This window comes from Flavonifractor sp. An100 (assembly GCF_002161175.1).
Taxonomy (GTDB): domain Bacteria; phylum Bacillota; class Clostridia; order Oscillospirales; family Oscillospiraceae; genus Lawsonibacter.
In genome coordinates this window covers 17,242-38,272 of the sequence record NZ_NFMA01000020.1, presented here as the reverse complement: position 1 = coordinate 38,272, position 21,031 = coordinate 17,242, and the positions used below count along the sequence as shown (strand labels likewise).

The following is a 21,031-nucleotide window of genomic DNA, read 5'->3' as shown; positions in this document are numbered from 1 at the left end:
TTTGGTAACTTAAATTTCAGATTTAGGAGGATTCTTATGGGACAGAACACCAAGCAAAAACGAGAGATCAAAAAACCTTCCTTGGCTCAATCTGTTATCGTACTCCTATCCCTGGTATTCTTTGTGAGCATCGGCTACGGTGTCTTCAAACTGGAATTACAGGTCATGCTGCTTTGCACCGCGGCCTTTACCGCCTTTATGGCCATGTATCTGGGAATGGATTGGCAGACCATTGAGGGCGCCATCTCCCAGCGTATCGTAAAAGTGATGCCCGCTGTCTACATCATGTTCACCGTGGGCGCACTGATTTCCACCTTCATCTACTCCGGCACCATTCCCATGCTGATTTACTACGGCCTGCAGATTATCAGTCCCCAATTCCTGATCCCCTGCAGCTTCTTTATCTGCGCCATCCTGGCCACTGCCACCGGCACCGGCTGGGGCTCTGCCGGAACGGCCGGCGTAGCTCTGATCGGCATTGCCATGGGCTTGGAGATCCCCCTGGCCCCCGTGGCTGCCGCCATTGTGGCCGGCTCCACCTTCGGCGATAAGCTCTCCCCCCTCTCCGACACCACCATCATGGCCGCCCTGAGCGCCGGGACCGACCTGTACGCCCACGTCCGCTCCATGCTTTGGACCACCATCCCCGCCGCCATTGTCACCGTCATCGCCTACACCGTCTACGGCCTGCGCTTCGGCGGCGATTTTGTCATGCCGGAGAACGTCTCCTCCATGCTCTCCACCCTGGATCAGATTTACGACTGGAATATCCTTCTCCTGATTCCCTTCGTCATCATTCTCATGGGCTCTCTGATGAAAAAGCCCACCCTCCCGGTCATGTACATCAGCATTGCCGTGGCGGTTGTTTTGGGCATGATCTTCCAGGGCTTCTCCCTGAACAGCGGTCTGACCGCCTTTGTCAGCGGCTTTAAAATTACCATGGTTCCCGGCATGGATGCTGCCACCACCAATGAAAACGTCCTCACTCTGATCCAGCGGGGCGGCCTGACCTCCATGTCCAACATCATTTTGACCATTTTCTGTGCCTACTCCTTCGCCGGCATCGCTGAGGAGGCCGGATTTATGGAGAAGATCATCGACTCCCTCATCGGCAAGGTGAAGACCCGGGGCGCTACCGTCACCGCCGCAGTGTGCACCGCCATCGTTTTGACCATCATCGGCGTCAGCGGCTACATCTCCCTCATCATGACCGGCGAGCTGTTCCGCAAGCCCTACCTGAAGCAGCGCATGGACCTGTGCAACCTCTCCCGCACCTGCGAGGACGGCGGCACCATGATCTGCAGCATCGTCCCCTTCAGCACCTCGGGCCTGTTCTACGCCGGCGCGCTGGGTGTTCCCGTGCTGTCCTACCTGCCCTGGCACTTTATGGCCTTTATCTGCCCCGTCCTGGCCATCATCTACGGCTTTACCGGCATCGGCATCAAGATGATCTCCCAGGAGGAAGCCGACGCCAAGCTCAAGGAGCTGGGCTTCCACGTCGAGTAACCTTTATTCATCCAATACAGGAGGCCACATCATGAAAAAGCACAACATACTCTTGATCCATCCCACTATCCAGCCTAACGGCGTTTCCTACCTGGAAGAACACAGCAACGTGTTTCTGGCTCCCAACGGGGACACCCAAACCCTTATTCAGTGGATGAATGAGCACTCCATTGAAGGGGTGCTGACCCGCTGCGAGTACATCGGAAAAGAGATCATGGACGCCGTCCCCACCCTGAAAGTCATTGGCCAGCACGGCGTGGGTCTGGACAACATTGACGTGAAAGAGGCCACCGCCCACAACATCCAGGTGCTCAACGTCCCCGATGCCAACTACATTTCCGTAGCGGAGCACACCATGATGTTCCTGCTGGCTCTGAGCCGCAGTCTGCGTATCAACGACACCAGCGTCCGGGCCGATAGCTGGTATTCCCGGGAAAACCGCTACACCATGGAGCTGCTGGATAAGACCCTTCTCATTGTGGGGCTGGGCCGCATCGGAAAAGCGGTGGCCAAGCTGGCACAGGCCTTCTCCATGCGGGTTTTGTCCTACGACAACTACGTCCCCCAGTCCGCCATGGAGGCTCTGGGCATCCAGAAGGTGGATGTGCTGGAGGAGGGGCTTAGTCAGACCGACTTTGTCACCCTCCATGTCCCCCTGACCAAGGAGACCCAGGGCATGATGTCCACCCCCCAATTTGAGGCCATGAAAAACACCGCCTACCTCATCAACATGGGCCGTGGCCCGGTGGTAGACGAGGACGCCCTGGTGGCCGCCCTGCAGCAGGGCCAGCTGGCGGGGGCCGGCCTGGATGTATTGAACGTGGAGCCCCCCGCTGCCGACCACCCCCTGTTCCAGATGGACCAGGTCATCTTCACCCCCCACATCGGCGGTGATACCCGGGAGGCCAAGTACCGCACCTCGGAAATTCTCTCCCGCACGGTGTTGGAGGCCCTGGACGGCAAGAGCCCCTACAACTGGGTCAACCGGTCCTAACCCTACCTGCCCACTGATTGTCAACTCCCATTCTATAAACTATAAAAAGGAGATTGTGTATTATGTTGGATCTTAGCGGAATTATGACAGCCCTTGTCACCCCCCTGAAGGCCGACGGTACTGTGGATGAACAGGCCCTGACCAAGCTCATTGACTACCAGATTGACCACAAGGTCAACAGCCTGCTGCTGCTGGGCGGCACTGGCGAATACACCTCCATGACCATGGCTGAGCGGCTGCGCGCGGTGGATCTCACCGTCAAGGCGGTCAAGGGCCGGGTGCCTCTGGTGGTGGGCGTGCTGGAGACGGGCATCGGCGAGTGCCTGAACTTCTGCTCCTACTGCAAAAAGGCCGGGGCCGACGCCATGCTGGTCCTCACTCCCTTCTACATTATGGGCACCCAGGACGCCCTGGCCGACTTCTATCTGGAGCTGGACCGCAAGGTCGACATGCCCATCCTGATTTACAACATCCCCTACCGCACCAACGTCAATGTCCTGCCCGACACCGTTTTGCGTCTGTCCAAGGAGATGAAGAACCTGGTCGGCATCAAGGAGTGCGCCTCCATGACCCAGGCCATGGAAGTGCTGTTGAAGGTGGGTGACAAGATCAACGTCCTCACCGGCGACGAGTTCAGCGCCGTCAGCCTCATGGCCATGGGCGTGAAGGGCGCTGTAATGGCCACTGCCAACGTGGTCCCCGACGCCTGGGTCCAGATGTATCAGCTGGTCAAGGAGGGGAAAATTCAGCAGGCTATGGCTATGTCTCTGGATTACTTCCCCCTGTTCAAGGCTCTCTTTAGTGAAAACTACATCAGCCCCCTGAAGTACGCCATGGACAAAGCGGGCATTCCCTGGGGCGAGGCCAAGCTCCTGCCCCTGCTGGAGGCCAGAGACGACACCAAGGCCTGGGTGGACCGGGAAATGAAGCGTCTGGGCGTGATTTAATCACCCCACCGCCCGCCCCGGAGTCCGGGGCGGGCGGTGCTGCGGCAGAAACCCAATATCAATGGACGAACAGGAGGCTTTTTACATGCCAAACGCATATTTTACCATTGCCAAGCCCGCCAACGACCCCTTCCTGGGCTATCTGCCCGGCAGCCCCGAGCGGGCCGCCCTGAAGGCGGAGCTGGACAAGCAGGCCGCTCAGGTGGTCAAAATCCCCCTGATTATCGGGGGCAAGGAGGTTTGGACCGACCGGACCATTCAGGTCACCATGCCCCATGACCACCACCACGTCATTGCCGAGTGCTGCATGGCTGGGGAGAAGGAACTCAAAATGGCCATTGACGCCGCCCTGGCCGCCAAGGACGCCTGGGAGGAGCTGCCCTGGGAGCACCGCTCCGCCATCTTCCTCAAAGCCGCAGACATGATTACCGGCGCCTACCGCCCCGTTTTGAACGCCGCCACCATGCTGGGCCAGTCCAAGACCGTCTTCCAGGCCGAGATTGACATTGCCGAGCTGGCCGACTTCCTCCGCTTCGGCGTGTGGTCCGCCCAGGAGATCTTTAAAGACCAGCCTGCCAGCTCCGCCGGCATTTGGGACCGGCAGGACTACCGGCCCCTGGACGGCTTTATCTGCGCCATCTCCCCCTTCAACTTCACCTCCATCGGCGGCAACCTGCCCACCGCCCCCGCTATCGTGGGCAACGTCTCCCTGTGGAAGCCCTCCCGCACCGCCGTTTTGTCCAACTACTACTATATGAAGCTGCTGATGTGGTGCGGCCTGCCCGCGGGAGTCATCAACTTCGTCCCCTGCTCCGGCAGCGACATGTCTCAATATGTGGTCAGCCACCCCAAAATGGCCGGCTTCCACTTCACCGGCTCCACCGCCGTATTCCAAAGCGTGTGGAAGCAGGTGGGCGAGCACATCGCCGACTACGCCAACTATCCCCGTCTGGTGGGCGAGACCGGCGGCAAGGACTTTATCTTTGCCCACAGCTCTGCCGACATCGAACCCCTGGTGGCCGCCATTGTCCGGGGCTCCTTTGAGTTCCAGGGCCAGAAGTGCTCCGCCTGTTCCCGGGCCTTTATTCCCGCCAGCATCTGGCCCACGGTGGAGCGCCGGCTGAAGGAACAGGTCGCCACCCTCAAGGTGGGCGACGTGCGGGAGTTTGACACCTTCATGGCCGCTGTCATTGACCAGGCCTCCTTCCAGACCTGCAAGGGCTACATCGACCGGGCCGCCGCCTCCCCCGACTGCGAGTTTGTGGCCGGCGGCACCTATGATGACAGCAAGGGCTGGTTCATTCAGCCCACCATCATCCGCTGCAAAACTCCCACCTACGAGTCCATGGTCAAGGAGATCTTTGGCCCCATCGTCTCCATCTATGTCTACGAGGATGACAAGCTGGACGAGACCCTGGCCATCTGTGACACCGCCTCCCCCTACGCCCTCACCGGCGCCATCTTCGCCCAGGACCGCCAGGTCATCGCCAAAATGGAACAGGCGCTGCGCAACGCCTCGGGCAACTTCTACATCAACGACAAGTGCACCGGCGCCGTGGTGGGCCAGCAGCCCTTCGGCGGCGCCCGGGCCTCCGGCACCAACGACAAGGCGGGTACCAGCCTGAACATGATCCGCTGGGTCAGCGCCCACTCCGTCAAGGAGGCCTTCTGTCCCTCCCCCGCCATCGCCTACCCCTACATGGCCCAGCCGTAAGAAATGCGTTCATAGCTTTCCCTTTCCACAGGACGGGAGCGGTTTATCCGCTCCCGTCCTGCCCCTTTTTCCATCTTAAGCAAATCTTAAAGCCTTCTTAATTGTTTTTCCCACCCGCCTCCACTATACTACATTGTACTAGTACACTTCATACAGTTTCCGGCCACGGCCGGGAAAGGAGGCGGAAGCCATGCTGAATTTGGACTACCGGGACGCCCGCCCCATCTACGAGCAGGTGAAAGACGGACTGCGCCGGCTGATGGTGACCGGGGTGATCCGGGAGGGGGAAAAGCTGCCCTCGGTACGGTCCATGGCCACCCAGCTGGCCATCAATCCCAATACCATCCAGCGGGCCTATGAGTCCCTGGAGTCGGAGGGCTACCTCTATTCGGTGCCCGGGAAGGGCTCCTTCGCGGCCCCTCACACGGGGGTGGACGGCAAGCGGAAAGAGGAGCTGTTTCACGTGTTTGACCAGGCGGCGGCGGAGCTGCTGTTTTTGGGCGTGCCCGCGGACACCCTCCGCAGCCGGGTGCAGGCCCTGGGAGGAGGAATGGAGCAATGATCAAGGTAAACAACGTGGTCAAGACCTTCGACGGCTTTCGGGCTCTGGACGGTCTGACCATGACGGTACATCCCGGTTCCATCTACGGTCTGGTGGGGCCCAACGGGGCGGGGAAGTCCACCATTTTGCGCCATATCACGGGCATCTACCGTCCGGACTCCGGGTCGGTGCTGGTGGACGGAGAGCCGGTGTACGAAAACCCGGCGGTGAAGAGCAAGCTGTCGGTCATCCCCGACGAGCTGTACTACTTTCTCTCCGCCTCCACCCGGGACATGATGAAGTTCTACCGGGGGATCTACCCCGCCTTTGACGACAAGCGCTACCAGGCCTTGAAGGAGGCCTTCCCCGAGGTGGATGAGAAGCAGCCCATCCGCCGGCTGTCCAAGGGCATGCAGAAGCAGAGCGCCTTCTGGCTGGCCCTGTGCTGCTGCCCCCAGGTGCTGGTGCTGGATGAGCCGGTGGACGGCCTGGACCCGGTGATGCGCCGGCAGGTGTGGTCCCTGCTCATGGGGGACGTGGCCCAGCGGGGGACCACGGTGCTGGTCTCCTCCCACAACCTACGGGAGCTGGAGGACGTGTGTGACCACGTGGGTATCCTCTCCCACGGCAAGGTTCTGCTGGAGCGCTCCCTCACCGACCTGCAGGACAACGTGGTCAAGCTCCAGCTGGCCTTCCAGGAGCCCGGCCTGCCCCAGCTCCCCCCGGACCTGGAGGTGCTGCACACCTCCCAGGTGGGCCGGGTATACACCCTCATCGTCCGGGGCAATCCCGCCGAGATTAAGACCCGGATGGCGGTGTTTAATCCCATCCTGATGGAAGCCCTGCCCCTATCCCTGGAGGAGATCTTCATTTATGAATTGGGAGGTGAGGACTATGCGGTCCATGACATCGTGCTTTAATTCCACCCTCTACCGCAAGACCATGTTCCGCTTCTGGCCCCTGTGGGGACTGTATGGTCTGCTGTGGATGTTTATCCTCCCCCTGCGCCTGTTGAACGAATACTTTGACATGCTCCGCTGGGACTCCACCCTCACCGAGGCCCAACAGTGGCTGTCTGAGCGGTGCTACCAGATCCCCGAAACTCTCACCGGCGGGGTGTGGGTGTCTGCCTTCTTTGGCGTGCTGGCGGCCATGGCCTGCTTCAGCTACCTCTACAATTCCCGCTCCGCCTGCATGATGCACGCCCTCCCCCTGCGCCGGGAGGGGCTGTTCACCACCCAGTATTTGGCTGGCCTGTCCTTCTTCCTCCTGCCCCACCTGGTGGTGGGCATCCTCACCGCCGCTCTGGAGCTGACACTGGTCCCCTCGGAGCAGTGGTACCGCATCTTCCCCTCTCTGGGCATCTGGCTGCTGGTGCAGAGCGCCACCTGTCTGTTCTTCTTCTCCTTCGCCGTGTTCTGCGCCATGTTTACCGGCCACATTCTGGCCCTCCCCGCCTTCTATACCATTCTCAACGCCCTGGTGGTGGTGCTCTACGCCCTGATCGTGGAGCTGATGAGCCGCTTCTTCTACGGCTTCCCCTCCGCCGGCTACGGCGACCCCATGAACCTGTCCCTGGTGTACTGGTGCACTCCCCTGTACACCCTGTCGGAGGCCTGCGGCTGGAATGTGAGCCAGGTGACGGAAAATGGCTACACCATGACCACCGATACCTGGTACCTCAACTCCCCCGCCACGGTGGCGGGTTATGCCGCCGCCGGCGTGGTCCTGGTCCTGCTGGCCCTGCTGATCTACCGGGTGCGCCACGTGGAGTCTGCCGGAGATGTGGTGGCCATCCCCGTCATCCGCCCCTTCTTCCGCTGCGGGGTGGCCCTGTGCTCCGGGCTTTGCCTGGGCACCCTCACCGCCACCTTCTTCAACTGGTCCTGGTCCTCCCTCCCCCTGTCGGTATGCGTGATGATCTGGACCTGCCTGGGCTGGTTTGTGGCGGAGATGCTGCTGAAAAAGTCCTTCCGGGTCCTCTCCGCCTGGCGGGGCGGCCTGGTCATCACCGCCCTGGTGGGACTGCTGTGCCTGTCCTTCTTCCTGGACCTGTTCGGCGTGGTACAGCGGGTGCCCCAGGCCGATGAGGTGGCCAGCCTGTCGGTGAGCGGCAGCTTCTCCTACCCCAATGACAGCGGCGACATGTACCTGGATGACATCACCGATCCAGACACCATCCAGCAGTTCATTGACCTGCACTACGCCATGATCCAGGCCCGGGACCGCAGCAATTATAACTCCAACGCCTATGAGCCGGGGGACAACTACCTCTCCCTCTCCCTTACCTACACCCTGAACAACGGCTCCACCCTCACCCGGCGTTACTCCTCTGTCCCCATCTTCCAGGGGGAGACAGAGCTGCTGGGCTCGGTCACCTGGTGCGCCAAGCAGCTGGCGGAAAACCGGGACCTGGTGGAACAGTGCTACGGCTTTGACCGCATGGAGGAGGGCCGTCTGGTGGAGGCCTACCTCTACAATGTCTGGAACGATCAGGAGAATTATTCCTCCGACCTCTACCTCAACAACATCGCCCAGCAGGACCTGGAGAGCCTGTGGCAGGCGGTGCGGGCCGACTTTGACGCGGGCACCATTGGGGTGCGCTACCTCTTTGACGACGAGGAGCGGCAGAAAAACACCCTGGTCACCGACCTGGTCTTTGTCTTTGAGGTGTCCGCCCCCACTCCCCGCAACCCTGACCGTACCACCACCAATGAGCTGACCATCACCCTCACCCCCAACGCCAGCCGCACCATGGCCTTGCTGGCTGAGTACAACCTGCCGGGGGAGGATTACGCCCTGCGGTACCATTACGAGGAAGAGGGCAGTGCGGACCTTCCCAGCACCTACGAAAACCCCTATACAGGGGATGTCCAGGTGAAGTCCGGTCCCGTGATGCCCAACACCATGGACCAGGAAATAGAGCAGGCCGCTGCCCCCGCCGCCTAATGGACCCTTTTCACCCCGGATTCGGAAAATTTTTTCCGGTCCGGGGTTTGTCAAAATTTTAACATTTTCTTGAAGAAGTGCCCGCTTTCCCCCTTCTTTTTTAATTTTTGTCACTCTCAGACAGAAAGGGGGCCAGAAAGCGCAAAAATATTTATTGATTTTTCCGTTCCGCTCCGATATAATCGACTTGAGAGCGGAAAAAACGGGCGTCCCTGGCTGACGCCAAAACCAATTTTTGGAGGTTTGAAGACACTATGAAAGAGATCTATGTTGTCAACTGCTGCCGTACCGCCATTGGTTCCTTTGGCGGCTCCCTGAAGGACACCCCCGCCGCTGATCTGGGCGCTATCGTCATCAAGGAGGCCCTGAACCGCGCCGGCGTGAAGCCCGAGCAGGTGGATGAGGTCATGTTTGGCTGCATCCTCACCGCCGCCCTGGGCCAGAATGTGGCCCGTCAGGCCGCCATCAAGGCCGGTGTGCCCACCTCCGTCCCCGCCTACACCGTGGGCATGGTCTGCGGCTCCGGCATGAAGTCCGTCATTGAGGGCGCCCGCACCATTATGGCCGGCGACGCCGACATCATCGTGGCCGGCGGCACCGAGAACATGTCCGCCGCCCCCTACGCCCTCCCTGCCGAGCGCTGGGGCGCCCGCATGGGTGACAAGAAGGTCGTGGACACCATGATCAAGGACGGCCTGTGGGACGCTTTTAACAACTATCACATGGGCACCACCGCCGAGAACATCTGCGACGTGTGGGGCATCTCCCGCCAGGAGCTGGACGAGTTCGCCGCCTCCTCCCAGAACAAGGCTGAGGCCGCCCTCAACTCCGGCCGCTTCAACGACGAGATCGTCCCCGTCATGGTCAAGCAGAAGAAGCAGATGGTGGAGTTCAAGGTGGACGAGTTCCCCCGCGCCGGTGTTACCGCCGAGGGTATCTCCAAGCTGAAGGGCGCCTTCCCTGTTGGCCCCGAGTCCCCCGCCCCCGCCGTCACCCACACCTTTGAGCCCACCGGCATTCAGGACTCCGCCGACAAGGGCCAGCAGCGGGTCACCGCCGCCAACGCCTCCGGCATCAACGACGGCGCCGCCGCCATCATCCTGGCCTCCGGCGAGGCCGTGGAGAAGTACGGTCTGAAGCCCATGGCCAAGCTGGTCTCCTGGGGCCAGGGCGGCGTGGACCCCAAGATCATGGGCGTGGGCCCCGTCCCCGCCTCCCGTCAGGCCATGGCCAAGGCCGGCCTGACCATTGAGGACATGGATCTGGTGGAGGCTAACGAGGCTTTCGCCGCCCAGTCCATCGCTGTAGCCCGTGAGCTGAAGTTCGACATGAGCAAGGTCAACGTCAACGGCGGCGCCATCGCTCTGGGTCACCCCGTAGGCGCTTCCGGCGCCCGCATCATCGTCACCCTGCTCCACGAGATGGCCAAGCGCCCCGAGGCCAAGAAGGGCCTGGCTACCCTGTGCATCGGCGGCGGCCAGGGCGTGGCCACCATCTTCGAGAAGTGCTGAGCTTCTCCTGACTGCATCGTTTGATTGTGATTTGGAAGGATCACGATACATAGAGAAGGAGCCCCGCGGCGCGGCAGCCGCGGGGCTCCTTTTTGCCTTCCCGAACAACGAAAATGCCCGGACGCCTGCTCCAAAGCGTCCGGGCTTTCCCGTTGAAAAAGAGGATTAAAATGAAACGAACTGTCTCTTGCAAGTGTTATGATACAAAAGAGTTATTAAGAAATCCAACTTCATTTGTTACAGAATCATTAAATCTTTTCCGCTGTCCCGGGAAAAGGAAACACCGGCGGATGTGCTCCGCCGGTGTTTCAAGAAATTGGAGGATAGAATGAAAAGATGTCTCTTGCCTTGCGAGTATTAGTATAACCGGGTGTTATTACAAAAGTTCAGGAGAATTGTTACAAAAGAATTAAATCTTTTCATTCCAATGGGTTTTTCCTCTCAGCCCCTCAAAAAACTCCTGGAGCAGCTGCCGGCACTCCTCCGCCAGGGGGCCCTGGTAGATCCGGGGGCGGTGGTTGAACCGCTCCTCAAAGAGGTTGAGCACCGAGGCGCAGCACCCGCTCTTCTCCTCCCGGGCCCCGTAGCGCACCGTGTCGATGCGGGCGTTGATGATCCCTCCGGCGCACATGGGACAGGGCTCCAGGGTGACATACAGGGTACAGCCACTCAGCCGCCAACTCCCCACCCGCCCACAGGCCTCCCGGATGGCCTCCAGCTCGGCGTGGGCGGTGGCGTCCCCCCGCTCCTCCCGGCGGTTGCGGCCCCGGCCGATGATCTCCCCGTCCCGCACAATGACGCACCCCACCGGCACGTCCCCCTCCGCCGCCGCCTGGCGGGCCAGAGCCAGGGCCTCTTTCATATAGTAGACGTGGTCCTCCATCCTGCCCTCTCCTCTCCTGCCGCCCCCGCTGGGCGCTCTTTTTCCCAGTGTAACCCATCTCTGTCCCCTTGGCAAGGGTCAGTTGCCCAGACTGGTCAGGGTCCGGGCCACGTTGTCCGCCCACATCCGGGCGCCGGCTATGGCCTCGGTGAGGGTATTGCCATGGCCCCCCACCTCCACCAATAAGTAGCCCGGCCGCAGCTGCTGGTTATAGCTGCTGCTGCGCAGCACAATGGGCCGGGCCAGGCTGGAGTAGCCCCGTACCAGCTCCTTTTGCAGCGCCACGGCAAAGGCCAGGTTGTTTTTCCAGCCCGGGTGGTTGGCTCCCCCGTCGTCGGTGCCCACCACCAGCATCACCTGGGCCACCTTCTGCTCCGCCTCGGTGCTCACCAGCTTATACACCTCCCCGTTGTTGCCCACCAGGGCGTCCCGGTGGACGTCCAGCACCACCTGGATGGTGGGGTACTCCGCCAACCACTGCTCTACCGCCGCCTTGGACCGGTCGTAGGCCCCGTTGTAGGCCGGGTAATCGTATAGGGTGGTATCGTGTAAAACCTGAAAACCGTGGGCCCGAAAGACGGTGGCCATCTCCTCCCCCACCTTGACCACATTGTGGGTGCAGTCGGTGGTGCGGTAGGGGTCGCTCTCTTCATACACATCCCCGTCGGTCTGAGAGTAGGACTCGCTGCCATGGGTGTGGATGATCAGGATCTGAGGGCCCTCCCCCGGCTCCACCTGAATCTGGCCCTGGGTGAGCACCGAAGTGCCCAGCTCATATCCGGTGCGGTTATAGAGGTACACCCCTTCCCCATAGAGGTACTGCCCTCCCGTCTTGCCCTTTGCGGTCATCTCCACAATGCCGTCCTCCTCTGCCTGGGGCTCCAGCTCCGGCTCCTCCTGGTCGTCTCCGTCCCCGTCCTGGGGCAGCAGGTCCTCCGGCTGCTGCTGCCCGCTGCGGTACTGGAGCACCTCTTCCTCCCCCGCCGCCAACAGCGCCGATTGGCCCAGCAGCAGCCGGCCCCAGCCCTCCAGGGCCCGCTCCTCCTCCGGCAGCTTCCCCATCTGTCCCGACAGCAGACCCACTGCCAGACTGGGCTCCTCCCCCAGCTTCCACAGCCCCTCTCCCAGCGCGGAGAGATCGGCGGTCAGGCTCACACCCCATATGGCCACCATCGCCAGACCCAGACCGATCCCCCGCCGCAGGGCGGCACGGTAGGGTCGTCTCCCCTTCATGCAACCCCTCCTTTTGTACAATAGCTTGTACCAGCATCCTATGATGGTCGGAGGCAAATTATGACCCCTTCTTTTTCCCCGCCCCCCTTCCCAACCCAGCTAAAAAAATTTTTTAAAAAATTTTTTTACCCCTGCAATAAAGGGTCCTCCCTCTGCATTACAAAGATGAACGCAAACAAGGCCCAAGAAAAACGGGACCATAACACACCATTAAAGGAGGACAACAATATGAAGCGGAATTGGAAAGTAGCTCTGGCGGGCGCCCTGGCTGTGACGGCTCTGGTGGGGACCATGACGGTATCATCCTTCGCCACCGTGGGACGGAAGACCGCCTACCTGGACTACCAGAACATGAAGGTCACCCTCAACGGGGAGGAGCTGGACCTGCGGGACGGCAAGGGCAACCGGGTGGAGCCCTTCACCATCGACGGCACCACCTACCTGCCCCTGGCCGCCGTCAGCCGGGCTCTGGGCATTGACGTGGCCTGGGACGCCGACAACAAGACGGTAGTCCTCACCACCGACGACACCGACGACGGCGCCTACATCGGTACGGCCAAGGCCAAGGAGATCGCTCTGGACCACGCCGGTTTGAAGTCCTCCCAGGTCACCTTCTACCGCGTGGAACGGGAGTGGGACGACGGCCGGATGATCTACGATGTGGAATTCTGGAAGGCCAACCAGGAGTATGACTACGAGATCGACGCCATCACCGGCTCTATCCGGGACTACGACTTTGACATCGAGAGCTACGCCCCCTCCACCTCCCAGAAGGACATCGGCGGCGGCAAGGCCAAGGAGATCGCCCTGGACCACGCCGGCGTATCCGCCTCCAAGGCCACCTTCGTCCATGTGGAGGCCGACTGGGAGGACGGTCGCAAGGTCTATGAGGTAGAGTTTTACTCCGGAAACAAGGAATATGACTACGAGATTGACGCCGCCACCGGCGAAATCCGCAGCTACGACTACGACGCTGAGTATTATACTCCTACTCAGAATACCAACAGTTATATTGGTGAGACCAAGGCCAAGCAGATTGTGGAGCAGAAGGCCGGCACCACCGGCACCTACCATGAGTTCAAGCTGGACTATGACGACGGCCGGGCCGTCTATGAGGGTGAGCTGCGCAGCGGCCGGATGGAGTACGAGTTTGAGATCGATGCCGTTACCGGGACCATCCTGGACTGGGACGCTGACTGGGACGACTGATCCTCCCCCCTTCAAAATGGAACGAAAAATGGGCCGCCCGGCATCAAGCCGGGCGGCCCTGTTTCATTGTTTTTGACAAGCGACTTACCGCTCCTCCCGGAAGTAATTCAGACCCAGGGAGGCGGGCAAACCGGAGCCCTCCCGCTTACGCACGGAGGTGACCACCAGCACCACAGCGGTGATGAGGAAGGGCAGCGCCTGGTAGAGCTGGGTGGGTACCCCCGCCAGCCAGCCCAGGGGGCCGGGGAAGGCGGCGGCCAGGCTGGAGCCCGACACCCGCAGGGTGTTGAAGAAGCCGAAGACGAAGGTGCCCAGGATGGCCAGGGCGGGATTCCAGTTGGCGAAGATGACCAGAGCCACCGCGATCCAGCCGTAACCGTTGATCCAGCAGCTGCTGTTGAAGGAGCCGGACATGTTCAGGCCCATATAGTACCCGCCGATGCCCATGATGCCGCAGCCCAGGCAGATGTGGAGGTATTGCACCCGCTTGACGTTGATACCCACCGAGTCGGCGGCGGCGGGGTTCTCGCCCACCGAGCGCAGGCGCAGGCCTGGGGTGGTGCGGTTCATATACCACCACATGCACAGGGCGATGACCACCGCCAGGTAGACCAGCACGTTGTGGGAGAAGAGCCCCTTGCCCAGCAGGGGAATCTGAGACAGCCCCGGAATGGGCAGGTCGGCAAAGCCGTTTTTGATGTTGGGGTAGTCGTTCATGGCGGGCCAGGCAATGGATTTCAGGCCGTTGCCCACGAAAAAGTACACGCCCAGACCGAAGGTGGTAAGGGTCAGACCGGTGATGTTCTGGTTGGCCTGGAGGGAGACGGTGAGGACGGCGAAGATCAGCCCGCACAGGGCTCCGGCCAAAAAGGAGGTGAGGATGCCCACCCCCAGGCTGTTGGCGTAGCAGCCGGCGATGTAGCCGAAGATGGCGCCCACGGCCATAATGCCCTCCACGCCCAGGTTCAGGCTCCCCGACTTCTCCACGATGATTTCGCCGGTGGTGCCGTAGAGCAGGGGGATGTTATAGACCACGATGTTGTGCAAAAAGGAGGTGACCACGCCCAGCTTATCCATTTCCATTTGCCTTGCCCCCTTTCTTCACAGGAACGATTTGGAAGCGAATGAAGAAGTCCGCCGCCAGCACCAGGAACAAAATGGCGCCCTGGAGCATATTGGCGAAGCTGGAGTCCACCTGGGAGAAGGTGGCGGCGGCCACGGTGGAGCCGTAGCGCAGCATGCCGATGAGGGCGGAGACCAGGAAGATGACGGCGGTGTTCATCTGGGCCAGCCAGGCCACGATGATGCCCGTCCAGCCCACATCATCGGTGATGGCGGTGGACAGAATGCCGGCGGTGCCCACCTTGAAGGCGGCGGCCAGGCCGATGAGGCAGGCGGAGAGGAAGACGGTGCGCAGAACAATGGTGTTCACCTTCATGCCCGCGTAGTGGGCGGTGCCGGCGCTGTCTCCCACCACGGCGATCTCATAGCCCTGCTTGGTATACTTCAAATACACAAACACCAGCACGCCCAGCACAAAGGTGAGAATGACGCACAGGTTCAGGCCAAATTTTCCAATGGGGAAGGCGGGGAAGGACACCGTCTTGCCGAAGTTGGCAAAGATGGGCCGCACGGAGGTCTCGTCCAGGTAGAAGTTCCAGTCGGCCTTGGTCTCCCCCAGGAAGGTGAGGAAATAGAGGGCCACATAGTTGAGCATCAGGGTCATGAGGGTCTCGTTGGTGCCGAACTTCACCTTCAGCACCGCGGCAATGGAGCCGTACACTCCGGCGCACACCATGGCGGCCAGGCACATGAGCACCAGAGTGACCCCCTGGGGGAGCACCGGCCCGGCCTGGAAGGCCACGGTGGCGGCGGCAATGGCACCCACGATGAACTGTCCCTCTCCCCCGATGTTCCAAAAGCGCATCTTAAAGGCCAGGGACAGGGCCACCGAGGTGACCGCCAGGGGAACGAAGACCTTCAGATAGTTTTCCATGGATTTATAGGCGATCTTGTTGCCCACCATGCCCATGGTGAACATCCGGCTGTAGTAGGCCAAGGGGTCCACCCCCATGGCCAGCAGCAGGATGCCCCCCAGCACCAGGGCGGAGAGCACCGCCAGCAGATACAGGCAGGCTTTTTTCCACAGGGGACAGTGGTCCCGTTTTACCACATGCAGGCGCATTTCACTCCTCCTCCCCTTTCTCTTCCCGCTGCCGCTGCAGCTGCTCCAGCTCCTGGGCGGAAATGTTGGTGTCCTTGGCGTAGCCGGCGGGCTTATCCTCGTACTTGTTGCTCAGGTCCAGGGCCCCGGTCATCATCAGGCCCAGCTCCTCCTTGGTGGTCTTGTGGGCGTGGACCACGCCCATCACCTTGCCGTGGCAGAGGACCATGATCTTATCACACAGGGCCATCATCACGTCCAGGTCCTCGCCCACAAAGAGGATGCCCACTCCGTCCTGCTTCTGCTGGTTGAGGATGTGATAGATGGCGTAGGAGGAGTTGATGTCCAGGCCCCGCACCGGGTAGGCGGTGACGATGACGTTGGGGCCGGCCTTGATCTCCCGGCCCAGCAGCACCTTCTGCACGTTGCCGCCGGACAGCCGCCGCACCGGGGTCTCGGTGGAGGGGGTGACCACCTCCAGCTCCTGGATGACCCGCAGGGCGTCCTCCCGCCCCCCCTTCCGGTCCACAAAGGGGCCCTTGGCGGAGGCGTAGTTTTTCAAAATCATGTTGTCCGTGATGGACAAAGAGGGCGCCAGGCCCATGCCCAGACGGTCCTCGGGGATGAAGGACATGGAGATGCCCTTCTCCAAAATGGCCTTGGGGGGCAGGCCCACGATGTTGTCTCCCTTGTGGATCATCAGGCCCGACTGGATGGGCCGCAGGCCGGCAATGGCCTCGCACAGCTCCTTCTGGCCGCAGCCGGCGATGCCCGCCACGCCCAGGATCTCGCCGCCCCGGATGTAGAAGCTCACGTGGTCGATGGCCACGGCCCCCTCGTCGTTGCGGATGGTCAGGTCCCGGATCTCCAGCAGGGGCCGCTTCTTCTCCACCACGGGCCGCTGGATGTTCAAATCGATCTTCCGCCCCACCATGTACTCGGTGAGCTGCTGCTCGTTGGTAGAGGCGGTGTCCACGGTGGTGATGTACTCACCCTTGCGGAGGATGGCCACCCGGTCGGAGATGTCCATGACCTCGTTGAGCTTGTGGGTGATGATGATGATGGAGTGGCCCTCCTCCTTCATCCGGCGCAGCACCCCAAAGAGTTTCTGGATCTCCTGCACCGTGAGCACGGCGGTGGGCTCGTCCAGGATGATCACCTTGGCCCCGTAGTAGAGCACCTTGATGATCTCCAGGGTCTGCTTCTCCGACACGGCCATGTTCCGGACCTTCTTCTCCGGATCCAGGTCAAAGCCGAACTTTTGAGCCATGGAGCGGATCTCCTCATAGCGGTCCTTCTTCAGCCTAAAACCCGCCTTCTCCTTGCCCATCCAGATGTTGTCGGCGGCGGAAAATACATCCACCAGCTTGAAGTGCTGGTGGACCATGCCGATACCCAGCCGCTTGGCGTCCTGGGGGGAGTCGATGGACACCGCCTTCCCCTCCACCAGGATCTCCCCGGCGTCGGGCTTGTAAATGCCCGAGAGCATGTTCATCAGGGTGGTCTTTCCCGAGCCGTTCTCCCCCAGCAGAGCTAAGATCTCCCCCTGCCGCAGGGTCAGGTTCACGTCCTGGTTGGCCACCACGCTGCCGAAGGTCTTGGTGATCCCCCGCATCTCAATGGCGTTTGGCTGCTGCGCCATAGTGGTTCCTCCTTCATCCTTGGTATAAGAGACATGGGATAACCGGCCGTCTCTCCGGCCGCCTATCCCCCGTCCCCTATGGTAATTTCCCCAAAAGCGGACGCCTCTGGGGAAAAAGCGGGCCGGCCGGATCATGACCGGCCGGCCCGGTGGGTACGGTCTGGACCGGGTGGAAGGAGTTAGGCCTCCTTCACGCCCTCCACAAAGTAGTTCATGGTGCCGGTAATGACGCCGTCCTCCACAGAGGGACCGGCAGCAGCCACGATCTCGTTGCCTGCGTTGTCCACCAGAGCGGCATCCTCCTGCTCCAGGGTGACGGTGCCGTCCTCGGCCACGGTCAGGTGCAGCTTCACGCCGGAGAACACGTCCCACTCGCCGGAGACGATCAGCTGGGTAACGGCGTCAATGGCCTCCTGGGTACCGGCAGCCACGGTGGCCTCGTTCAGGGGGGAGACAGCCACGAAGTCCTCCTTCAGGCCGCCGTAGTAGGCAGGGCCGCCCATGGCGGTGACAAAGTTCTCCGCGCCGCCGCAGGTCATAGCGGCCTCAATGGCGGTCTGATAGTACACGTTCCAGTTCCAGATGGCGGCGGTGAGGTGGGCGTTGGGGGCGTCGGCAGTCATGTCGGAGTTGTAGCCGCAGCCGAACACGCCGGCGTCCTGAGCGGCGATCTGGGGCTGGGCGGAGTCACAGTGCTGGGCAATGACGCCGCAGCCGTAGGACTCGATGAGCTCCTTGGCGAAGGCGGACTCGTTGACCTCGTCGGCCCAGGCGCCCAGTTCCTTCACATATACGGTGGCGTCGGGGTTGACGGCCTGCACACCCAGGGTAAAGCCGTTGATGCCGGAGCAGGTCTCAGCGTACTCGGTGCCGTAAGCGGCCACGTAGCCCAGGTTGTTGTTGCCGGTCTCCAGGCTCTTCAGACCGGCGGCGATGCCGGAGAGGTAGCGGGCCTGATAGGCACGGCCGAAGTAGTTGTTGAAGTTGGTCTCGTTGCTCTTATAGCCGGTGGCGTGGGAGAACATGACGTCGGGGTACTCCTCCGCCTTGTCGGCCAGGGCGTCCATGTAGCCGAAGGAGATGCCGAAGATGATGTTGCAGCCCTCGCCCACCAGGGTGTCTACAGCGGTGGCTACCTGGTCATAGTCCTCGGGGATCTCGTCCTGAATGACCAGCTGGGTGGCGGGATCCAGGCCCAGGGCCTCCATGGCGGTGACGATGCCGTTGTTGTGGGCGAAGGTGTAGCCGGTGGTATCGTTCTTGCTGTTGATATAGATGGCGCCCACCTTAAAGTCGCTGTTGTCGGTGGTGCCGGTGCTGCTGGCACTTCCGGCGCTGCCGGCGCTGCCCGCACTGCTGGCGCTGCCGGCGGAGCTGTTGGAGCCGCTGCTGCCGCAGGCAACCAGGGGCAGGGTCATGGCACAGGCCAGGGCCAGGGCAAGAATCTTTTTCATGTTTGCTTTGTCCTCCTTAGTTTTGTTTGTTCGTTTCATTGCTTTGGAACAACTATATTAAAACCGAATCTCTTCGGCTTTAACCAAGGTTTCCAGGACGGGTGGTTCAGTCCACAAACTCCACTCCGTCCGCCTCGCTCATGGACTTGATTCGGGCCAGAGACTCTACCCGCACGCCCTTGGCACGGATGCGGTCTCCCCCGGGCTGGAAAGCTTTTTCAATAACAATGCCCGCCCCCGCCAGCTGGGCCCCCGACTGGTGGACCAGGTCAATGAGTCCGTCCAGAGCCGCTCCGTTGGCCAAAAAGTCGTCAATGATCAGCACCCGGTCCTCCGGACCCAGGAACTGCTTGGCCACAATCACGTCGTAGATCCGACCGTGGGTAAAGGACTCCACCTGGGTGGTGTATACCTCCCCGGCGATGTTTTTCGTCTGGTTCTTCTTGGCAAAAATCACCGGACAGTGAAAAAACTGCGCCGTGACACAAGCGATCCCGATGCCCGAGGCCTCGATGGTCAAGATCTTGTTCACGCCGCAGCCCTCAAAACGCCGCACAAATTCCTTGCCGATCTCCTCAAAGAGAGCGACATCCATCTGGTGGTTCAGAAAACTGTCCACCTTTAATACATCCGTGCCCTTCACAATTCCATCCTGGCGGATGCGCTGCTTCAAAAGCTCCATTTTCTCTCCCGCCCTTCCGTGAAAATGACAGTGGCCCGAAAACGGGCCACCCTGTCTATGGAGATACACATCCATTCTACAAAAAAATTTCCACCCCTGCAATCCCTTTTTTTATTTTTTTCGAGGGGATTATGTACAATTTTCTTTTTTCCTTCTCGATTGGTTTGTTCTCCTCTCCAGGGGAAGCAAGAGGGGGCCGCGCCGGGAAAGGCGCGGCCCCTCTGGTCATTTCCACGAAAGGGTCAGCCCACCACCCGGCGGGTGAGGCTCTCCTTTTTGTCCTCCATACGGGAGACGATGATGGCACAGGCGGCGTCGCCGGTGATGTTCACCGTGGTGCGGCCCATGTCGAAGACCCGGTCGATGCCCGCCACCAGGGCGATGCCCTCCACGGGGACGTTGACGCTCTGGAGCACCATGGCCAGCATGACCATGCCCGCTCCGGGCACACCGGCGGTGCCGATGGAGGCCAGAGTGGCGGTGAGGACGATGGTGAGCATCTGGCCCATGGTCAGGTCAATGCCGAAGGCGGTGGCAATGAACACCGCGCACACACCCTGGTAGATGGCGGTGCCGTCCATGTTGATGGTGGCGCCTAGAGGCAGCACGAAGGAGGCCACCTCACGCCGGGCTCCCAGCCGCTCGGAGCACTCCAGGTTGAAGGGCAGCGCTCCTACCGAGGAGGCGGAGGAGAAGGCCATCAGCATGGCGGGAGCCATGCCCTTGAAGAAGGCCATGGGGGACAGCCCGCCCAGCAGGCGGACGGTGCTGGAATAGACCACCAGGGCGTGAACAATGTAGCCCACATAGGCCACCGCCAGGGCGGCGATCATGTACTGTAGGATCTTAGGTCCGTTCTCCGCCACCACCGGGCACATCAGGCAGGCCACGCCGATGGGGGAGAGCTTGATGATCAGGTCCATGATCTTCATGAAGACCTCATTGAAGCTGTCGATGATCTGGGCGGCCACCAGGCCCTTCTCCCCCGCCAGCAGCACGCCGAAGCCCACCAGCAGGGAGATGACGATGACCTGGAGCATGGTGGCGTCAGCCAGGGGCTGCACCGCGTTGGAGGGGAAGATGTTGACAATGACTGTCATAATGCTCTGGCCCTCCGGGGGGGTATAGCTTAGGTCGGAGGTGTTCAGCTCCACGAACAGCCCCGCCCCCTTGGCCAGGCTGGCCAGAATCAGGGCCAGTATCACAGCAAAGGCGGTGGTACATATATAATAGACGATGGTCTTTCCACCGATGGACCCCACCTTGCCGATGTCCTGCATGGAGATCACACCCGATGCGATGGAAAACAGCACGATGGGCACCACCACAAACTTCAACAGATTGAGGAAAATATCGCCCCAGGGCTTGATGTATGCATTGGCAAAGTCCTTGCCCGCCATGCCCGCCACTGAGGTATTCATGAGAGCCAGGCCCGCTACTACACCCACAACTAATCCGGCAAAAATCCAAAATGCCAGGGGGAGCCGTTTGCTTTTCATACTCGTTCTCTCCTTCCGCTTTTTGACCTTCTTGGGAGGAAAACGGCCCCAGGCCCCGCCTACATCTGGCAGGGCTGCCGACCGCTTTCGTTCTGCGGGGTTC

The 21,031-nt window shown here is 61.0% G+C and carries 17 protein-coding genes; 9 read left to right on the top strand and 8 right to left on the bottom strand.

Annotated elements, in window-relative coordinates:
- The first annotated feature begins 36 nt into the window (after window positions 1–36).
- The 8 genes from nhaC to B5E43_RS11080 all read left to right on the top strand — a co-directional run bounded on the left by nhaC (window position 37) and on the right by B5E43_RS11080 (window position 10,162).
- On the top strand, window positions 37–1,506 hold the full coding sequence (gene nhaC / locus B5E43_RS11115; RefSeq protein WP_158099038.1) for a Na+/H+ antiporter NhaC: 1,470 nt from the start codon (window positions 37–39) through the stop codon (window positions 1,504–1,506).
- Between the two features lie 31 nt (window positions 1,507–1,537).
- Window positions 1,538–2,500: a hydroxyacid dehydrogenase gene (locus tag B5E43_RS11110; RefSeq protein WP_087396719.1), complete on the top strand. Its 963-nt coding sequence runs from the start codon at window positions 1,538–1,540 to the stop codon at window positions 2,498–2,500.
- A gap of 62 nt (window positions 2,501–2,562) precedes the next feature.
- Window positions 2,563–3,447: a 4-hydroxy-tetrahydrodipicolinate synthase gene (gene dapA, locus B5E43_RS11105; RefSeq protein WP_087396717.1), complete on the top strand. Its 885-nt coding sequence runs from the start codon at window positions 2,563–2,565 to the stop codon at window positions 3,445–3,447.
- A gap of 85 nt (window positions 3,448–3,532) precedes the next feature.
- Window positions 3,533–5,161 carry an L-glutamate gamma-semialdehyde dehydrogenase gene (pruA, locus tag B5E43_RS11100; protein ID WP_087396715.1) on the top strand — a complete coding sequence of 543 codons (1,629 nt, stop codon included), beginning with the start codon at window positions 3,533–3,535 and terminating at the stop codon, window positions 5,159–5,161.
- A 190-nt stretch (window positions 5,162–5,351) separates the two neighbouring features.
- Complete coding sequence (locus B5E43_RS11095; RefSeq protein WP_087396713.1) at window positions 5,352–5,723, top strand: GntR family transcriptional regulator; 372 nt, start codon at window positions 5,352–5,354, stop codon at window positions 5,721–5,723.
- Entirely contained in the window at window positions 5,720–6,622 is a 903-nt protein-coding gene (locus B5E43_RS11090; protein WP_087396711.1) for an ABC transporter ATP-binding protein, read from the top strand. Before B5E43_RS11095 ends, B5E43_RS11090 begins: the two co-directional genes overlap by 4 nt.
- Complete coding sequence (locus B5E43_RS11085; RefSeq protein ID WP_087396710.1) at window positions 6,597–8,651, top strand: ABC transporter permease; 2,055 nt, start codon at window positions 6,597–6,599, stop codon at window positions 8,649–8,651. The genes B5E43_RS11090 and B5E43_RS11085 overlap by 26 nt, the downstream gene beginning before the upstream one ends.
- 254 nt (window positions 8,652–8,905) lie before the next feature.
- Entirely contained in the window at window positions 8,906–10,162 is a 1,257-nt protein-coding gene (locus tag B5E43_RS11080; RefSeq protein WP_087396709.1) for an acetyl-CoA C-acetyltransferase, read from the top strand.
- A 409-nt stretch (window positions 10,163–10,571) separates the two neighbouring features.
- On the opposite strand, the gene B5E43_RS11075 is transcribed toward B5E43_RS11080, so the two are convergent.
- Both B5E43_RS11075 and spoIIP read right to left on the bottom strand, forming a co-directional pair.
- Complete coding sequence (locus B5E43_RS11075; protein WP_087396707.1) at window positions 10,572–11,045, bottom strand: nucleoside deaminase; 474 nt, start codon at window positions 11,043–11,045, stop codon at window positions 10,572–10,574.
- 78 nt (window positions 11,046–11,123) lie between these two features.
- Window positions 11,124–12,278, bottom strand: a complete 1,155-nt coding sequence (spoIIP, locus tag B5E43_RS11070; RefSeq protein WP_087396706.1) for a stage II sporulation protein P — start codon at window positions 12,276–12,278, stop codon at window positions 11,124–11,126.
- A 228-nt stretch (window positions 12,279–12,506) separates the two neighbouring features.
- Between spoIIP and B5E43_RS11065 the strand changes: the two genes are divergently transcribed.
- On the top strand, window positions 12,507–13,487 hold the full coding sequence (locus B5E43_RS11065) for a PepSY domain-containing protein (RefSeq protein ID WP_158099037.1): 981 nt from the start codon (window positions 12,507–12,509) through the stop codon (window positions 13,485–13,487).
- 84 nt (window positions 13,488–13,571) lie between these two features.
- Here the strand turns inward: B5E43_RS11065 and B5E43_RS11060 are convergent, their stop codons facing one another.
- The 6 genes from B5E43_RS11060 to B5E43_RS11035 all read right to left on the bottom strand — a co-directional run bounded on the left by B5E43_RS11060 (window position 13,572) and on the right by B5E43_RS11035 (window position 20,928).
- Window positions 13,572–14,570 carry an ABC transporter permease gene (locus B5E43_RS11060; RefSeq protein WP_242964809.1) on the bottom strand — a complete coding sequence of 333 codons (999 nt, stop codon included), beginning with the start codon at window positions 14,568–14,570 and terminating at the stop codon, window positions 13,572–13,574.
- Window positions 14,557–15,672, bottom strand: a complete 1,116-nt coding sequence (locus tag B5E43_RS11055; protein ID WP_087396702.1) for an ABC transporter permease — start codon at window positions 15,670–15,672, stop codon at window positions 14,557–14,559. Before B5E43_RS11055 ends, B5E43_RS11060 begins: the two co-directional genes overlap by 14 nt.
- A 1-nt stretch (window position 15,673) precedes the next feature.
- Entirely contained in the window at window positions 15,674–17,293 is a 1,620-nt protein-coding gene (locus B5E43_RS11050; RefSeq protein WP_087396701.1) for an ABC transporter ATP-binding protein, read from the bottom strand.
- A gap of 179 nt (window positions 17,294–17,472) precedes the next feature.
- The gene (locus B5E43_RS11045; RefSeq protein WP_087396699.1) at window positions 17,473–18,747 is read right to left on the bottom strand and encodes a BMP family ABC transporter substrate-binding protein; all 1,275 of its coding nucleotides are present in this window, start codon (window positions 18,745–18,747) and stop codon (window positions 17,473–17,475) included.
- 106 nt (window positions 18,748–18,853) lie between these two features.
- A complete protein-coding gene (locus B5E43_RS11040; RefSeq protein WP_087396697.1) occupies window positions 18,854–19,429 on the bottom strand; it encodes a xanthine phosphoribosyltransferase in 576 nt (191 codons plus the stop codon).
- Between the two features lie 242 nt (window positions 19,430–19,671).
- On the bottom strand, window positions 19,672–20,928 hold the full coding sequence (locus B5E43_RS11035; RefSeq protein ID WP_087396696.1) for a dicarboxylate/amino acid:cation symporter: 1,257 nt from the start codon (window positions 20,926–20,928) through the stop codon (window positions 19,672–19,674).
- Window positions 20,929–21,031: the final 103 nt, after the last annotated feature.

What these genes read in the sequence shown, in the direction of transcription:
- B5E43_RS11035 (WP_087396696.1), bottom strand. Translation starts at nt 20,928, where the DNA reads ATGAAAAGCAAACGGCTCCCCCTGGCATTTTGGATTTTTGCCGGATTA.
- B5E43_RS11075 (WP_087396707.1), bottom strand. Translation starts at nt 11,045, where the DNA reads ATGGAGGACCACGTCTACTATATGAAAGAGGCCCTGGCTCTGGCCCGC.
- B5E43_RS11085 (WP_087396710.1), top strand. Translation starts at nt 6,597, where the DNA reads ATGCGGTCCATGACATCGTGCTTTAATTCCACCCTCTACCGCAAGACC.
- nhaC (WP_158099038.1), top strand. Translation starts at nt 37, where the DNA reads ATGGGACAGAACACCAAGCAAAAACGAGAGATCAAAAAACCTTCCTTG.
- B5E43_RS11095 (WP_087396713.1), top strand. Translation starts at nt 5,352, where the DNA reads ATGCTGAATTTGGACTACCGGGACGCCCGCCCCATCTACGAGCAGGTG.
- dapA (WP_087396717.1), top strand. Translation starts at nt 2,563, where the DNA reads ATGTTGGATCTTAGCGGAATTATGACAGCCCTTGTCACCCCCCTGAAG.
- B5E43_RS11090 (WP_087396711.1), top strand. Translation starts at nt 5,720, where the DNA reads ATGATCAAGGTAAACAACGTGGTCAAGACCTTCGACGGCTTTCGGGCT.
- B5E43_RS11110 (WP_087396719.1), top strand. Translation starts at nt 1,538, where the DNA reads ATGAAAAAGCACAACATACTCTTGATCCATCCCACTATCCAGCCTAAC.
- pruA (WP_087396715.1), top strand. Translation starts at nt 3,533, where the DNA reads ATGCCAAACGCATATTTTACCATTGCCAAGCCCGCCAACGACCCCTTC.
- spoIIP (WP_087396706.1), bottom strand. Translation starts at nt 12,278, where the DNA reads ATGAAGGGGAGACGACCCTACCGTGCCGCCCTGCGGCGGGGGATCGGT.
- B5E43_RS11080 (WP_087396709.1), top strand. Translation starts at nt 8,906, where the DNA reads ATGAAAGAGATCTATGTTGTCAACTGCTGCCGTACCGCCATTGGTTCC.
- B5E43_RS11055 (WP_087396702.1), bottom strand. Translation starts at nt 15,672, where the DNA reads ATGCGCCTGCATGTGGTAAAACGGGACCACTGTCCCCTGTGGAAAAAA.
- B5E43_RS11060 (WP_242964809.1), bottom strand. Translation starts at nt 14,570, where the DNA reads ATGGAAATGGATAAGCTGGGCGTGGTCACCTCCTTTTTGCACAACATC.
- B5E43_RS11065 (WP_158099037.1), top strand. Translation starts at nt 12,507, where the DNA reads ATGAAGCGGAATTGGAAAGTAGCTCTGGCGGGCGCCCTGGCTGTGACG.
- B5E43_RS11040 (WP_087396697.1), bottom strand. Translation starts at nt 19,429, where the DNA reads ATGGAGCTTTTGAAGCAGCGCATCCGCCAGGATGGAATTGTGAAGGGC.
- B5E43_RS11050 (WP_087396701.1), bottom strand. Translation starts at nt 17,293, where the DNA reads ATGGCGCAGCAGCCAAACGCCATTGAGATGCGGGGGATCACCAAGACC.
- B5E43_RS11045 (WP_087396699.1), bottom strand. Translation starts at nt 18,747, where the DNA reads ATGAAAAAGATTCTTGCCCTGGCCCTGGCCTGTGCCATGACCCTGCCC.